At 60.8% G+C, this 14365-nt stretch carries 13 protein-coding genes; 11 read left to right on the top strand and 2 right to left on the bottom strand.

Translation table 11 applies throughout. The annotated features are described in order from the left end of the window. The first annotated feature begins 21 nt into the window (after window positions 1-21). Genes cobN through cobO form a run of 3 tightly spaced genes read left to right on the top strand, consistent with a single transcriptional unit; the run spans window position 22 to window position 5029 of the window. The gene (cobN, locus tag ACXHXG_RS07840; RefSeq protein WP_457898953.1) at window positions 22-3792 is read left to right on the top strand and encodes a cobaltochelatase subunit CobN; all 3771 of its coding nucleotides are present in this window, start codon (window positions 22-24) and stop codon (window positions 3790-3792) included. Then, entirely contained in the window at window positions 3789-4388 is a 600-nt protein-coding gene (locus ACXHXG_RS07835; protein WP_457898952.1) for a dimethylsulfonioproprionate lyase family protein, read from the top strand. The genes cobN and ACXHXG_RS07835 overlap by 4 nt, the downstream gene beginning before the upstream one ends. Continuing rightward, a complete protein-coding gene (gene cobO, locus ACXHXG_RS07830) occupies window positions 4385-5029 on the top strand; it encodes a cob(I)yrinic acid a,c-diamide adenosyltransferase (protein ID WP_104823379.1) in 645 nt (214 codons plus the stop codon). The genes ACXHXG_RS07835 and cobO overlap by 4 nt, the downstream gene beginning before the upstream one ends. Window positions 5030-5033: 4 nt before the next feature. On the opposite strand, the gene ACXHXG_RS07825 is transcribed toward cobO, so the two are convergent. Further along, window positions 5034-5768, bottom strand: a complete 735-nt coding sequence (locus ACXHXG_RS07825; RefSeq protein WP_104823378.1) for a helix-turn-helix transcriptional regulator — start codon at window positions 5766-5768, stop codon at window positions 5034-5036. A 72-nt stretch (window positions 5769-5840) separates the two neighbouring features. On the opposite strand from ACXHXG_RS07825, the gene ACXHXG_RS07820 reads away from it, so the two are divergent. Further along, a complete protein-coding gene (locus tag ACXHXG_RS07820; RefSeq protein ID WP_283050810.1) occupies window positions 5841-6158 on the top strand; it encodes an antibiotic biosynthesis monooxygenase family protein in 318 nt (105 codons plus the stop codon). 9 nt (window positions 6159-6167) lie between these two features. Next, a complete protein-coding gene (locus ACXHXG_RS07815; protein ID WP_457898951.1) occupies window positions 6168-7280 on the top strand; it encodes a DNA alkylation repair protein in 1113 nt (370 codons plus the stop codon). A 21-nt stretch (window positions 7281-7301) separates the two neighbouring features. Here ACXHXG_RS07815 and ACXHXG_RS07810 read toward each other — a convergent pair whose 3' ends face one another. After that, window positions 7302-8087, bottom strand: a complete 786-nt coding sequence (locus tag ACXHXG_RS07810) for a TSUP family transporter (RefSeq protein ID WP_457898950.1) — start codon at window positions 8085-8087, stop codon at window positions 7302-7304. Window positions 8088-8253: 166 nt separating this feature from the next. Here ACXHXG_RS07810 and ACXHXG_RS07805 point away from each other — a divergent pair, with 166 nt between their 5' ends. From ACXHXG_RS07805 to cbiB, 6 genes are all read left to right on the top strand, one after another. Then, entirely contained in the window at window positions 8254-8658 is a 405-nt protein-coding gene (locus ACXHXG_RS07805; RefSeq protein WP_104823374.1) for a cobalamin biosynthesis protein, read from the top strand. 214 nt (window positions 8659-8872) lie between these two features. After that, the gene (locus ACXHXG_RS07800) at window positions 8873-9823 is read left to right on the top strand and encodes a nucleoside hydrolase (RefSeq protein WP_457898949.1); all 951 of its coding nucleotides are present in this window, start codon (window positions 8873-8875) and stop codon (window positions 9821-9823) included. Window positions 9824-10135: 312 nt separating this feature from the next. Beyond that, window positions 10136-10984: a uroporphyrinogen-III C-methyltransferase gene (gene cobA, locus ACXHXG_RS07795; protein ID WP_457898948.1), complete on the top strand. Its 849-nt coding sequence runs from the start codon at window positions 10136-10138 to the stop codon at window positions 10982-10984. Continuing rightward, window positions 10981-12288 carry a cobyrinic acid a,c-diamide synthase CobB gene (locus ACXHXG_RS07790; protein ID WP_457898947.1) on the top strand — a complete coding sequence of 436 codons (1308 nt, stop codon included), beginning with the start codon at window positions 10981-10983 and terminating at the stop codon, window positions 12286-12288. Before cobA ends, ACXHXG_RS07790 begins: the two co-directional genes overlap by 4 nt. After that, window positions 12285-13283, top strand: coding sequence for a threonine-phosphate decarboxylase CobD (gene cobD, locus ACXHXG_RS07785; RefSeq protein WP_457898946.1), 999 nt, complete (start codon window positions 12285-12287; stop codon window positions 13281-13283). Before ACXHXG_RS07790 ends, cobD begins: the two co-directional genes overlap by 4 nt. Beyond that, window positions 13280-14260: an adenosylcobinamide-phosphate synthase CbiB gene (gene cbiB, locus ACXHXG_RS07780; RefSeq protein WP_104823369.1), complete on the top strand. Its 981-nt coding sequence runs from the start codon at window positions 13280-13282 to the stop codon at window positions 14258-14260. The genes cobD and cbiB overlap by 4 nt, the downstream gene beginning before the upstream one ends. The last annotated feature ends 105 nt before the right edge of the window (window positions 14261-14365 follow it).

The following is a 14365-nucleotide window of genomic DNA, read 5'->3' as shown; positions in this document are numbered from 1 at the left end:
AATGAAACGAATTGGGGCGGCATGCATCTCCTCCTAGCCCAAAAGGGAACGATCAGCGACGGTGAGGAGGCGATTGATCTTGGCCAGTCGCCGGGCGATATCCTGTTTCTGTCGGCCGCCGATACGGAGCTTGCGGCGATCGCTGCCGCCTATGGGCAGGGGGAAGCCGCCCATTCGTTGCGGCTTGCGAGCTTGATGAGCCTCAAGCATCCGATGTCCGTCGATACCTATATCGAACGGACGGCTCGGCATGCGAAGCTGATTATCGTCAGGGCGCTTGGCGGTGCCAGCTATTTCCACTATGCGCTCGAGGCGTTGCATGCCTGCGCCGTACGCGGCGGTGCGCTTATCGCGGTACTTCCGGGAGATTCCAAGCCTGATCCCGGGCTGACGCCGTTCTCCAATGTTGCGCTCGAGGACCTCAACGCGCTTTGGTCCTATCTGATCGAAGGCGGCGATGCGAATTCTCGTGACTTTCTCGGCTACGCCGGGGCGTTGCTGTCGGGCGCCGAAAAACCGGCGCCGGCCGCTCCGTTGATGAAGGCGGGGATCTGGTGGCCCGGCAGGGGCGTGATTGGGACCGAGGAGTGGAGAAATATCTCAGCATCTTCGATGGTAGCGGAAGAGGGATTTGACCCCCCGATCGTCGCTATTTCGTTCTATCGTGCCCTCGTGCAGAGCGGTGAAACCAAGCCGGTCGAAGCCATGATAGAGGCGCTGATCACCGAGGGCATGCGGCCATTGCCGGTCTTTGCCTATAGCCTCAAGGATCCGGTTTCTGTCGGTATTCTCGAAAGCGTTTTCGGCGAGCTGAAGCCCGATGTCGTGATCAACACGACCGGTTTTGCCGTTTCGGCGCCGGGCGCGGATCGGCAGCCGACCGTATTGGAGGCGAGTGACGCCGTCGTGCTGCAGGCGATCTTTTCGGCTTCATCGCGAGAGGCTTGGGATGCTTCGTCACAAGGGCTTTCCGCACGTGATCTCGGCATGAATGTCGCGCTACCGGAGGTGGATGGGCGCGTGCTGGCCCGCGCCGTCTCATTCAAGGCGGCGGCGCGTTATGACGATCGTGTCGAGGCCAACATCGTTGCCAGCGAGCCGGCAGCCGACCGCATGCGCTATACTGCCCGATTGGCGGCCAATTGGGCGGGATTGCGCAAAACGCGCCCGCAAGATCGGCGGGTGGCGCTCGTCATGGCGAACTATCCGAACCGCGACGGACGGCTTGGTAACGGCGTCGGGCTCGATACGCCGGCGGGCACGATGGAAGTGCTGAAAGCGATGCAGGCGGCGGAGTATCCGGTTGCCGATCTGCCTGCCGATGGCGATGCGCTCATGCGGCACCTGATGGACGGGCCGACCAATTCCGGCCACGACGGCAAGGTCGTACGCGAGACCATTTCTATAAGCGAATACAAGAATTTCCTCTCCTCTCTTCCTATTCAGATTCAGGACGAGATTACTGCGCGTTGGGGCGATCCGGAGAGCGATCCCTATGTTCGCGAAGGCGCCTTTGCACTGCCCTTCACCCGCTTCGGCGACGTGCTGGTGGGTATCCAGCCAGCACGCGGCTACAATATCGATCCGAAGGAAAGCTATCATTCGCCGGACCTCGTGCCGCCGCATGGCTATCTCGCTTTCTATGCATTCCTGCGCCGGTCTTTCGGCGCGCATGCCGTCATTCATATGGGCAAGCATGGCAATCTCGAATGGCTGCCGGGGAAAGCCCTGGCGCTGTCAGAAACCTGCTATCCCGAAGCGATTCTCGGGCCGTTGCCGCATCTCTATCCGTTCATCGTCAATGATCCGGGCGAGGGGACGCAGGCCAAGCGCCGCGCGAGCGCCGTGATCATCGACCACCTGACCCCACCTTTGACCCGCGCCGAAAGCTATGGTCCGCTCAAGGACCTCGAGGCGCTGGTGGACGAATACTATGAGGCTTCCGGCGGCGATCCCCGCCGTATTCGGCTGCTGCGCAAACAGATTCTCGATCTGGTCACCGATATCGGCCTGGATCAGGATGCCGGCATTGCCAAAGGCGAAGGTGAGGATGAGGCGCTGAAGAAGCTCGACGCCTATCTCTGCGACCTCAAGGAAATGCAGATTCGTGACGGACTGCATGTTTTCGGCGTTTCGCCATCCGGAAGGCTGCTCACGGATTTGACGGTGGCCCTGGCGCGCGTGCCGCGGGGATTGGGCGAGGGCGGCGATCAGAGTTTGCAGCGGGCGATCGCGCGGGATGCGTTGGTGCAGCCTACGTCGTTCGATCCTCTGGATTGCGATATGGCGGACGAATGGCTCGGCCCGCGCCCATCTATCCTGCAAGACGCCTCCGATGCGCCCTGGCGCACGCAAGGCGACACTGTCGAACGTATCGAGCTGCTGGCCGCTCAACTCGTTTCACGCGGGATGGTCTGTCCAGAGAGATGGGTAAACACCCACATGGTTCTTGAGGGGATTTTCTCGCAACTGCAGCCGTCCATTCTCGCGTGCGGCGATGCGGAGATTGCCGCCTTGATAAAAGGCCTCGACGGCCGGTTCGTGCCGCCCGGCCCCTCAGGGGCGCCGACACGCGGTAGGCCGGATGTTTTGCCGACGGGTCGGAATTTCTATTCCGTCGACAGCCGCGCCGTGCCGACGCCGGCGGCCTATGAGCTGGGCAAGAAGTCGGCCGAGCTGTTAGTCCGCCGCTACGTGCAGGATCACGGTGAGTGGCCGGTTTCCTTCGGGCTGACGGCCTGGGGCACGTCGAATATGCGCACCGGCGGTGACGATATTGCCCAGGCGCTGGCCTTGATCGGTGTCAGGCCCGTCTGGGACATGACCTCGCGGCGGGTTACCGGCTATGAGATCATTGCGCCGGCAAAGCTCGGGCGGCCGCGTGTCGATGTGACGTTGCGAATTTCCGGCTTCTTCCGCGATGCCTTTCCGGAGCAGATCGCGCTGTTCGACAAGGCGGTCCGCGCGGTCGGGGCATTGGATGAGGATGCCGTAGACAATCCCATCGCGGCACGCATGCGCGGCGAGATTAGGCGGCTGGAGGCGGCAGGGCTGGACGAGGCTTCGGCGAGCCGGCGAGCCGGTTACCGTATCTTCGGTTCCAAGCCCGGCGCCTATGGAGCCGGACTGCAGGCATTGATCGACGAGAAGGGCTGGGAGCGTCGCGCCGATCTGGCGGAGGCCTATCTCGTCTGGGGCAGCTATGCCTATGGCGCAGGCGAGGACGGGAAAGCCGAGCGCGGCGTGTTCGAGGAGCGGTTGCGCTCGATTCAGGCAGTCGTACAGAATCAAGACAATCGAGAGCACGACCTGCTGGACAGCGACGATCACTACCAGTTTGAAGGTGGTATGGCGGCTGCTGCGGAGCAACTCGCGGGCGCTCGTCCGTCGATCTATCACAACGACCATTCCCGCCCGGAAAAGCCGGTTATTCGCTCGCTGGAAGAGGAGATCGGCCGTGTCGTGCGCGGCCGTGTCGTCAATCCGAAGTGGATCGATGGCGTGATGCGCCATGGTTATAAGGGCGCCTTCGAGATTTCAGCCACGGTCGACTACCTCTTCGCTTTCGCCGCAACCACGGGCGCCGTGCGCAACCATCATTTCGAGGCGGTCTATCAGGCTTTTGTCGTCGATCCCCTGGTGCGCGATTTCATGGCGGAGAAGAATCCGGCGGCCTTACGGGAGATGCAAGAGCGTCTGCTCGAAGCGATCGATCGCCAACTCTGGACGCCACGCAGCAATTCGGCACGGTTCGATCTGGAGACTTTGACTGACAAGGAGGTCGTAGCTTGAGTGCGGTCGACGATCTTCTTCAAGCCTTCCAGCGCTATGTCGCTTCGCGGAGCGATCCCATATTGAGGCGTTTCATTGCAGGCTTTGATTGGCGGATGGGCGGGCGGTTACTTGCGGCACGTAGTCTGCCGGTCGTGAGTTATCTGAACGATCTCCACCGGCCAGCCGATGTCGCGGAAAGTGAATTGTTTTCCAGCCTCGTAGGTGCGGCAGACGCATTGCACTGGGCGCAGACCTATAACATCGCTGATTTCGGCGCCGATTTTCTGCAGAGATACGGTTGGGTCGAGCTTTTCGGCACGCGCGGCCACTTTGTCAGCGATGAAATGGCCGGCGGCTTTCTGCTGCTTGGACCGGACGTGCATTATCCGGATCACCATCACCTCGCCGAGGAAATCTATATTCCGCTGACCGACGGTTCGCTGTGGAGCAAGGACAGTCAAGTCTTCCTGCCGCGCTGGACAGGCGAAATCATTCATCATCCCTCGGATATTCGCCATGCGATGCGAACCGAGAGGACACCGCTGGCGGCGCTTTACCTTTGGCGTGGCGGGCCACTAGCGCAGAAATCGACAATTGCAGGGAGAGTAGAATGAGCGAAGAACCAACCGAAACGGGCACTGAAGCACCGAAGAACGATGACGCACGCCATGCCGACAAGATGGCCAAGAAAAAGGCCGCGCGCGACAAGATCATGGCAACGAAGACGGACGAGAAGGGACTGATCATCGTCCATACCGGCAAGGGCAAAGGCAAGTCGTCGTCCGCGTTCGGCATGATTTTCCGTCACATCGCTCACAGGAAGCCGTGCGCGGTGGTGCAGTTCATCAAGGGCGCGATGTGGACCGGCGAGCGGGATCTGATAGAAAAGCATTTCTCCGATATCTGCCAGTTTCATACCATGGGCGAAGGGTTCACCTGGGAGACACAGGATCGTGCCCGCGACGTGGCGGCCGCTGCCGCAGCCTGGGAGAAGGCCAAGGATTTGATTCGCGACGAGCGCAATTCGATGGTGCTTCTCGATGAGATTAACATCGCGCTCCGCTATGATTATCTCGATATCAACGACGTCCTCGACTTCCTGAAAACGGAGAAGCCGTACATGACGCATGTCGTTTTGACTGGCCGCAACGCCAAGGAAGAGCTGATCGAGATCGCCGACCTCGTCACCGAGATGGAGCTGATCAAGCATCCGTTCCGCTCCGGCATCAAGGGACAGCCGGGCGTCGAATTCTGAGGAATTAGAGAAGCGAGGCGCTTCGGTCCGCGGCGGCGATGTAGATCTTCGGATCGCCGATGCGAAAGGTTGCCGGCTGGAGTTCTGCCGCGCGGATGCGATCGACGCGGAAGGTTCTGATGTCATCCCGCAGGTGATCCCAGGTGATGAGATACCAGACGGGCGCATTCAAATAGAGGAATTGCGGCTCGATCCGGCGGCTGGTGACAACGCCGTCGCCGGCCTCGTAATCGATGATCACCTGCCGCTGCTCGAAGAAGGCTTGGGATATCAGCGCAAGATTGGCCCGGCTCGGCGGCACATAGCTGTTGACGACATTGAGCGTTGCCGGCGCACCGACGATGATGCGCCGGCGCAGGTCGCGGATGCGGCCCTGATAGCCTTCGGTGAAGGCGGCGGAGACCTTGCGCTTGATCGACGTCAGATGCTGCAACAGCAAGGGCGAGCCGACTTTTTCTGCGATAGTGATGCTGAGCAGCAGGTCGATCGTTTCGAGATGATCGAGATGCAGCCGGCCGAGCGACCAGCTACGATGCAATTGCATGCCACCGCCACGGCCGCGGTCGGCATCGATCGGCAGGCCACTTTGGCGCAGTAGCGCAATGTCGCGGTTGAGGGTGCGCAGGCTGACGCCCATCTCGGCAGCGAGCTCGGCGGCTGTCGCGTGCTCACGTTCGCGAAGCAGCCCTTTCAGCTCTTCCAGCCTGTTCAGCCTTGTTCCATCTGCCGTGCGCGCCATCGCTGAAATATGTCGTTATCTGTCCTATTAAGCAATAAGCAACGGGCATTTGACTGAACCCGAGGAAAGACGATGACGGGAAAAGTTATGGAATGGGCGCCGTTCAAGCTCCGCGCCAATGTATCCGAAGGCGCACTTCTGGAAGCGGCTGCGAGAATGCAGGATCGTTTTCTGATGCAACAGCCGGGCTATCTCAACCGCGAACTGGTGCGCGGCTGTGACGGCAGCTATGTCGATGTCATCTGGTGGCGCTCTCATGCTGATGCGGTGGCCGCTCTGCCGAAAGTGCATGCGAGCAAGGATTGCCTCAACTATTTCGATCATATGCAGATCGATGCCGCCAATGCCGGCACCAGCGTGCTGCATTTCGAACAACTGCGAAGCTTTTGAGGGGATGGCATGGCTGAACGCCTGAAGGATCGCTTCGGTGCCGAGGTGCCGGCCCGTATCGCCGAAATGATCGGTGCGGTGCATCCGGCATTCGACCGGAAAGGCTTCGTTGCGGCGACGCTTGGTGGATACGAGCCGCTGGAACTGATGGATCGTGGGCGAGCGATAGCGCGCACGCTCAAGGTGTTTTTGCCGGGAGATTATCCTGAGGCGATCGATATTCTCGTTCGCTCGCTGGGTCCGGAAATGAATGGCAGCGACAATTTCGGCATGACGCCGTTTCTTTATCTGCCACACACGATCTTCGTTGCCGACAACGGCATCGATCACTTCGAGCCGTCCATGCGGGCGCAATATGAGCTGACGAAGCGCTTTACCGCTGAATTCTCGGTCCGCACCTTCCTCGACAAGAGGCAGGAGGAGACGTTGGAGCGGCTGCGTATGTGGGCCAGCGACGCCAATGTGCACGTCCGGCGGCTGGTGTCGGAAGGTACGCGGCCACGTCTTCCATGGGCACAACGGCTCCGCGCCTTTCAGGCTGATCCGGCGCCGGTGCTTGAGCTATTGGAGTTGCTAAAGGATGATCCGGAGCTTTATGTCCGCCGCTCCGTCGCCAACAATCTCAACGACATCGGTAAGGATCATCCCGGCCTTCTCATAGAGACGGTGCGCCGCTGGAGCATTGATGCGCCTGGGGAGCGTCAGCGCCTCATCCGTCATGCGCTGCGCTCTGCCGTCAAGCGCGGCGAGGCCGATGCGATCGGGGCCATGGGTTATTCCGCCGCCGAAGGCATTCGCGTCGGCAGTGCGGAGATAATGCCGGCGAAGGCGCAGATGGGTGACATCGTCCGCATCGGCTTTTCCCTCGTCAACGAGGGAGAAGCTGCGCAGTCTCTGCTCGTCGATTTTGCCGTGCACTTCGTCAAGGCAAACGGCATGGCAAGGCCAAAGGTCTTCAAGCTGACATCAGTATCCTTGGCGCCCGGTGAAACGGCACAATTCTCCAAGGCATTGCGCCTGGATGACCTGACGACGCGCAAACATTATCCTGGTCTCCATCGGATCGATGCAATGGTGAATGGCGTGGCGATGCAAGTCGGGGAGTTCGTGTTGGGCCAGTAAGCGCCTCAAAGCCGCCTGATACTAGAACCCCAGCCAGACGCGAACAGGATTGGTCGGGTCGGCCAGGAGCTTGATGGCGAAGGCGATGCAGACGATGACCAGCAGGGGCTTGATCAGCCTTGCGCCGATGCGCATGGCGAGTCGTGAGCCGGCCTGAGCGCCGAGGAACTGGCCGAGACCCATGGTGAGGCCGACCTTCCAGAGGATGACGCCGGAGAAGATGAAGACGATCAAGCTGCCGAGGTTTGAGCCGAAATTCAAAAGCTTCGTATGAGCCGTCGCTTTCAGCATGCCGAAGCCGACGAGCGTGACGAAAGCGAGCATGAAGAACGAGCCGGTGCCAGGGCCGAAGGCGCCGTCATAGAAGCCGATCAGCGGCACGAAGGTGAACCCGAAGAGCGTTGCGCTCATGCGGCCGTGTTTTTCGATATCGTTGAGATTGGGCTTGAAGGCGAAATAAAGCGCGATGGCGATCAACAGGAACGGCAAGATGATGCGCAGGACATCGCCGGGCATGATCGTCGCCAGCGCAGCGCCCAGCATGCCACCGATGACAGCCATTAGCGCCATCGGCAATTGCGTGCGAAGCCGCACATGACCCTGGCGGGCATAGGCAATAGTCGCCGAGGCGGCACCGAAGATCGATTGCACCTTGTTGGTGCCGAGCGTCTGCAATGGCGGAATGCCGGCAAGCAGCATGGCTGGTACGGTGATAAGTCCGCCCCCGCCGGCAATGGAATCGACAAAACCGGCAAAGAAGGAAGCGGCGAAGAGCAGAAGCAGCAGGTGAAGGGTGATGTCTTGCAAGGGCGGGGAACTCGACGGCGTGAAGTTGAGACGTCTTCTGGCACTGCAAACACGTCAGGGCAATTGCTATAGGGACACACCGGGCGAAATTGACGGGCAGGGGGATGGACACGAAGGCGCGACAAAGGAGACTATGCCCAATCATAACCGCCGTCGCTGAGGCCCCATGACGACTCTTGATCCTTTCACCCGCCGCTACATCCTCGGTCTCGGCTGCGAGCGCGGTACGGACTGGAACGATGTGCGCCTGCTTGCCGAACGGGCCTTGCGGGAGGGTGGGATAGAGGTCGCTCAAGTCGTCGCGATCGCCTCCATCGATACGCGAAGCAACGAGCCCGCAATCGTAGAAACGGCCGCTCATCTTCAATTGCCGCTGCATTTTTTCGACGCGGCCACCCTGGAGCGCGAGACGCCTCGTCTGAAGAACCCGTCCGAACTCGTCTTTGCGCGTGTGGGCTGCCACGGTGTCGCCGAGGCGGCCGCACTGGCGGCGGCCGGACCCGTTGCGGAGCTTGTTCTTCCGAAAATCAAATCCGATTTTGCTACCGCCGCAATTGCGAAAATCGGCTGAATTTTCGGCTGATTGGCATCGATTTGCCGCAATCTGTGGCGAATTCGCACGAGATTGTATCCGATATTGCAGAAATGGCGTCTGCGGCTATGGTGAGGCATTTCGCTGAGCACGGCTCTCGTGCGCCCCGGTGATTTCGGAGCATGATCCCCAAAAACTGCGGCGCAGCCTTTGGACAAGATCAAGCTGGTCAAAAGGATAACAAGGAAAAATCATGCACAAGGTCATTTACGACACGGACCCTGGCGTCGACGACGCCATGGCGCTTCTCTTCCTGCATCGCCATCCGGATATCGATCTTCTCGGCATCACCACCGTGTTCGGCAATGCTTCCGTCGACACGACGACGCGCAACGCGCTGTTTCTGAAGCGCGAATGGAACATTCCGTGCCCGGTCGCCCGCGGCGCCAGCGTCACGTTCGATCCGTCGCGAAAGGAGCGGGATTGGCCTACCTTCGTGCATGGGCATAATGGTCTCGGCGATATCGAGGTGCCTGAAACGATCGATCTGGCGACCGATCCGCGTCCGGCGCATCAATTCATCATCGATACAGTCCGCGCCAATCCGGGCGAGGTGACCCTTGTCGCCGTCGGCCGAATGACCAATCTGGCGATGGCCCTGAAGCATGATCCGGAGATCGCCAAGCTGGTGAAAGACGTCGTCATCATGGGCGGCAATTTCTATGTTCCGGGCAACGTCACGCCGGTGGCGGAAGCCAATATTCACGGCGACCCGGAAGCCGCCGATGCCGTCATGACAGCAGCCTGGAAGGTCGTAGTCGTCGGCCTCGACGTGACCGCGATCACGACGATGAGCCGCAGCTATCTCGCCGACATGGCAAAGGCGGGGGGGCCGTCCGTGCAGTTGCTGGCCGACCTGTCTCAATCCTATATCGATTTCTACAGCCATGCGGTCGACGACGGCATGATGGTGCATGATAGCTGCGCCTGCGTCTATGTCGTGGCGCCGGAGCTGTTCGATACGATCGAAGGTTCTGTACGTGTCGTCTGCGGCGGCATTGCCGACGGCCAGACGATCGTCAAACCGAACGGGCGCCATTTTCCGCCGAACGAATGGGACAATCTGCCGAGCCAGATCGTTTGCACCGGCATCCGTTCACAAGCGGTGATCGATCTGATCCGCGATGTGATTCTCGGCAAGTGAACCGCTGAGGACAGAGGGAGAGGACGGCTGTGCTGCCCTCTCCGAAAGCGTCTTATTCGCAAGATTTTTTATTTTATAATATTATCAGATCGTTGTGCCGACGCCCTGACAGTTCGAGTCAGAGATTTCAAGCGACACATTGGCTTCTTTCCGGTGTCTTCGTCGTCTTGGGAAAAGCGAATAGCGCAGCATCGCCGCTGCTGAGACCCGATTTATCCTATCATTCCACGAGGGAAATGAGAGTCGAGCCGGAGCGGTCTTATCCCATTCCCAAGATTGCAATTTTGCCCATCCGGGCATAGGACAGGTGGGATGAACGATACCGCATTTTCCAATCTGCCGGCGCTGGAGCCGGGCTCCGTCTGGCTTGTTGGCGCCGGGCCGGGTGATCCCGGGCTTTTGACCCTGCTGGCGGCCAAGGGACTGGCGGAGGCCGACATCATCGTCCACGACGCGCTCGTCAACGAGGACTGCCTGAAACTCGCCCATCCCGGTGCGATACTGGAATATGCGGGCAAACGCGGTGGCAAGCCGTCTGCCAAGCAGCGGGACATTTCCCTGCGTCTTGTCGAGCTGGCCCGTGCGGGCAAGCGCGTGTTGCGGCTGAAGGGCGGCGATCCCTTCGTATTCGGGCGTGGTGGCGAAGAAGCGCTAATGCTGGTCGAACACGGGATCCCGTTCCGCATCGTGCCGGGTATTACCGCCGGCATCGGCGGTCTCGCCTATGCTGGCATTCCCGTAACCCACCGCGACGTCAATCATGCCGTCACTTTCCTAACAGGCCACGATTCCTCAGGCGTCGTCCCGGACGGGATCAATTGGGAAGCGATCGGCAAGGGCTCGCCCGTCATTGTCATGTATATGGCGATGAAGCATATCGCGCAGATCAGCGCCAATCTCGTTGCCGCTGGCCGTTCGGCCGACGAGCCCGTCGCCTTCGTTTGCAATGCCGCGACGCCGGCGCAGCAGGTGTTGGAGACGACGCTCGGGCAAGCCGAAGCCGATGTCGCCGCTTCCGGCCTGGAGCCGCCGGCAATCGTCGTGGTCGGCAATGTGGTCAAGCTGCGGCCTTCCCTCGACTGGCTGGGCGCTCTATCCGGCCGCAAGCTCCTGCCGGAGACGGAGGTGCGGGCGGGAACCGGTCATAAGGTGCCGGCATGAGCGGCTTGCTGATCGCCGCGCCAGCCTCGGGTTCGGGCAAGACCACGGTCACGCTCGGCCTCCTGCGAGCGCTGCGGAAAAGGGGGATTGCGGTGGCTCCGGGCAAAGCCGGTCCCGACTATATCGACCCCGCCTTCCTTGCGGCCGCCAGCGGTTCGCCCTGCCTCAATTTCGATCCCTGGGCCATGCGCCGCGAATTGATTTCGGCCAATTCGGCGCTTCATCGTGGCGGCGGGCGGATGCTGGTCATCGAAGCGATGATGGGATTGTTCGACGGGGCGGCGGATGGCTCGGGCACACCGGCCGATCTCGCCGCTTTCCTTGGGCTCTCCGTCGTGTTCGTGGTCGACGCCTCGCGGATGTCGCAGTCGATTGCTGCGCTCGTCAGCGGCTTTGCCAATTTCCGGGCCGATGTCCGTATCGCCGGCGTCGTCCTTAACCGCGTCGGCAGCGACCGGCATGAAGCGATGCTGCGCCGCGCCTTGGAAGCCGTGCGCATTCCCGTAGCCGCCGTCATTCGCGGCGACAAGGGACTGACCTTGCCAGAGCGGCATCTCGGGCTCGTGCAGGCGGGAGAACATGCAGGCCTGGAGGCGTTCATCGAGCACGCGGCGGATACGGTCTCCAAGGCATGCGATTTCGGGCTGCTGCTGCGCGCCGCACACCAGAATCTCGTTCGGCCATCGGCCGCCAACATTGCCCGGCTGATGCCGTTTGGGCAGCGCATCGCCGTGGCGCGCGATATCGCTTTTGCCTTCTGCTACGAGCATATGCTGCTCGGCTGGCGCCGGCGCGGGGCGGAGATTTCGTTTTTCTCGCCGCTTGCCGATGAAGCGCCGGCTGATGATGCCGACGCCATCTATTTGCCCGGCGGCTATCCGGAATTGCATGCGGGCAGGCTCGCGACCGCATCCCGCTTTCAAGGGGCAATGAAGGCAGCCGCAGCGCGGGGTGCGCGAATCTATGGCGAATGCGGTGGCTACATGGTGCTTGGCGAAGGATTGGTGGATGCTACCGGCATGCGTCATGAGATGCTCGGGCTGCTGCCTGTCGTCACCAGCTATGAAAAGCGCCAGCGGCATCTCGGCTACCGGCGCGTGGTGCCGCTTGACGGTTCTTTCTTCGACCGACCGATGACGGCGCATGAATTCCATTATTCGACCATTGTCTCGGAAGGTACGGCGGATCGGCTGTTCGCTGTCAAAGACGCGCTGGGGGACGATCTTGGTACGGCCGGGCTGCAGCGCGGCAATGTCGCCGGTTCCTATATGCACCTGATCGATCTTGCCGGTGACGCCGCATGACGAACAGGATCTTACACGGCGGCGGCATCACTGCGGCGGCTCGTCTTTACGGCGGGCAACCGGAGGACTGGCTCGACCTATCGACCGGCATCAACCCCAATCCTGTTGCCTTGCCGGAAATTTCCGTTTCGGCCTGGCATCGGCTGCCGGATCAGCATCTGGTGGAACAGGCGAGGGCGGCGGCGAGAGTCTATTATCGCAGCGGGGATATCCTGCCGTTGCCTGTCCCAGGTACGCAGTCGGTGATTCAGCTACTGCCGCGACTTGCATCGGCAAGCGGTGTGGCCATCCTGTCGCCAACTTATGGGGAATATGCCCGCGCCTTTGCGCTGGCGGGTCTGCCCGTCTGCAAGATTACGGGGATCGATGATCTCACTCCCGAACAGAAGCTGGTCATCGTCGTCAATCCCAACAATCCGGATGGCCGAACTCTGTCCGTCGACCGGCTACGGGAATTGCACGACCGGCTGCAGCCGCGCGGCGGCATGCTGGTGGTCGACGAAGCATTTGGGGACATGGAGCCGGAAAGCAGCCTGGCGCCTTATGCTTCCTCCATGCCGAATCTCATCATTTTCCGTTCCTTCGGCAAATTCTTCGGGTTGGCTGGTCTGCGCCTCGGTTTCGTTATCGCGCAATCCTCGATCCTGGAGCGTTTCGAGGATTGGCTCGGCCCGTGGGCCGTTTCCGGACCGGCGCTTTCATTGGCCGCCTCGTTGATGACCGGTGACACAACCTCCATCCGCAACCGCATTCTCGATCGCAGATCGGCGCTGGATGCGGTCCTTCGCCAAGCCAGGCTTCAGGTCGCCGGCGGCACGGGGCTGTTCGCGCTGGTTGCCGATGATCGCGCAAGCGACATATATACGCATCTCTGCCGCCATCATATTCTTGTCCGCAAGTTCGACTATGCGCCGAATTGGCTGCGCTTTGGTCTTGCCCCAGGCGAGGTGACCGATCGCAGGCTTGCCGGGGCGCTCGAGGCTTATTCGATATGACGATCGACGAACATCTGCTCATCCTCGTTCTGGCATTGCTGTTGGACCGCCTCATCGGCGATCCGGACTGGCTATGGCAGCGCATGCCGCATCCCGTCGCGCTGTTCGGCAAGGCGATTTCCTTTTTCGACGGTCATTTCAACATCAAGGGCCTGCCTGGTCTGGTGCGACGCCGCAATGGCGTGATGTCGATTGTCGCGCTGCTTTTCGGCGCGGTCATAGCCGGCCTCGCCGTGCACGGGCTGCTCGCCTTCTTCGGCTGGCTCGGCATCCTGGCCGAAGCAGGCCTTGTGGCGATCTTCCTGGCACAGAAGAGCCTGGCCGATCATGTCGGCGAGGTATCGAAGGCGTTGCGTAGCGAGGGGCTCGACGGTGGACGCCGCGCCGTATCGCGCATTGTCGGTCGTGATCCCGAAACGCTGGACGAACCCGGCGTTTGCCGCGCCGCGATCGAGAGCCTTGCCGAGAATTTTTCCGACGGCGTGGTGGCGCCGGCGCTCTGGTATGCCGTGTTCGGCCTGCCGGGCCTGTTTCTCTACAAGATGCTGAATACGGCCGATTCGATGATCGGCCATAAATCCGAGACCTATATCGATTTCGGCTGGGCTGCGGCCCGGCTGGACGACATCGCCAACTGGCCGGCCGCGCGGCTGTCGATCCTGTTCATTGCCGCCGGTGCGCTTGCCAAGAAGGGGATTTCGGCACTCGGCAATACGATCCGCGTTGCGGTTCGTGATGGCGGGCTGCACCGCTCGCCGAATTCCGGCCGGCCGGAGGCGGCGATGGCAGGCGCTTTGGATATTCAGCTTGCCGGGCCGCGCGTCTACGGCGGCGAGGTCGTGCGCGAACCGATGATCAATGGTTCCGGCCGCGATATCGCCACCGTCAGCGATGTCGACAGCGGCATCTCGATCTTCTATTCGGCATGCACGATGCTGACGCTTATCGCCTTCGCGGCATTCCTGTTGTTGTTGTGATTGGCCACGCTTGCGTTAACGAATTGGTCACTATCTGTATTAATTTAGTATAATCAGAGAGCTGGTAGTTATTCCCTCCATCGGAATTGTTTCAAAAAGAAGCAA

This window comes from Rhizobium sp. LEGMi-198b, from assembly GCF_054114205.1.
Note: the sequence above shows the minus strand (reverse complement) of the source record. Positions and strands in the feature narration are given on the sequence as shown.

What these genes read in the sequence shown, in the direction of transcription:
- cobN (WP_457898953.1), top strand. Translation starts at nt 22, where the DNA reads ATGCATCTCCTCCTAGCCCAAAAGGGAACGATCAGCGACGGTGAGGAG.
- cobO (WP_104823379.1), top strand. Translation starts at nt 4,385, where the DNA reads ATGAGCGAAGAACCAACCGAAACGGGCACTGAAGCACCGAAGAACGAT.
- ACXHXG_RS07825 (WP_104823378.1), bottom strand. Translation starts at nt 5,768, where the DNA reads ATGGCGCGCACGGCAGATGGAACAAGGCTGAACAGGCTGGAAGAGCTG.
- ACXHXG_RS07820 (WP_283050810.1), top strand. Translation starts at nt 5,841, where the DNA reads ATGACGGGAAAAGTTATGGAATGGGCGCCGTTCAAGCTCCGCGCCAAT.
- ACXHXG_RS07815 (WP_457898951.1), top strand. Translation starts at nt 6,168, where the DNA reads ATGGCTGAACGCCTGAAGGATCGCTTCGGTGCCGAGGTGCCGGCCCGT.
- ACXHXG_RS07805 (WP_104823374.1), top strand. Translation starts at nt 8,254, where the DNA reads ATGACGACTCTTGATCCTTTCACCCGCCGCTACATCCTCGGTCTCGGC.
- ACXHXG_RS07800 (WP_457898949.1), top strand. Translation starts at nt 8,873, where the DNA reads ATGCACAAGGTCATTTACGACACGGACCCTGGCGTCGACGACGCCATG.
- cobA (WP_457898948.1), top strand. Translation starts at nt 10,136, where the DNA reads ATGAACGATACCGCATTTTCCAATCTGCCGGCGCTGGAGCCGGGCTCC.
- ACXHXG_RS07790 (WP_457898947.1), top strand. Translation starts at nt 10,981, where the DNA reads ATGAGCGGCTTGCTGATCGCCGCGCCAGCCTCGGGTTCGGGCAAGACC.
- cobD (WP_457898946.1), top strand. Translation starts at nt 12,285, where the DNA reads ATGACGAACAGGATCTTACACGGCGGCGGCATCACTGCGGCGGCTCGT.
- cbiB (WP_104823369.1), top strand. Translation starts at nt 13,280, where the DNA reads ATGACGATCGACGAACATCTGCTCATCCTCGTTCTGGCATTGCTGTTG.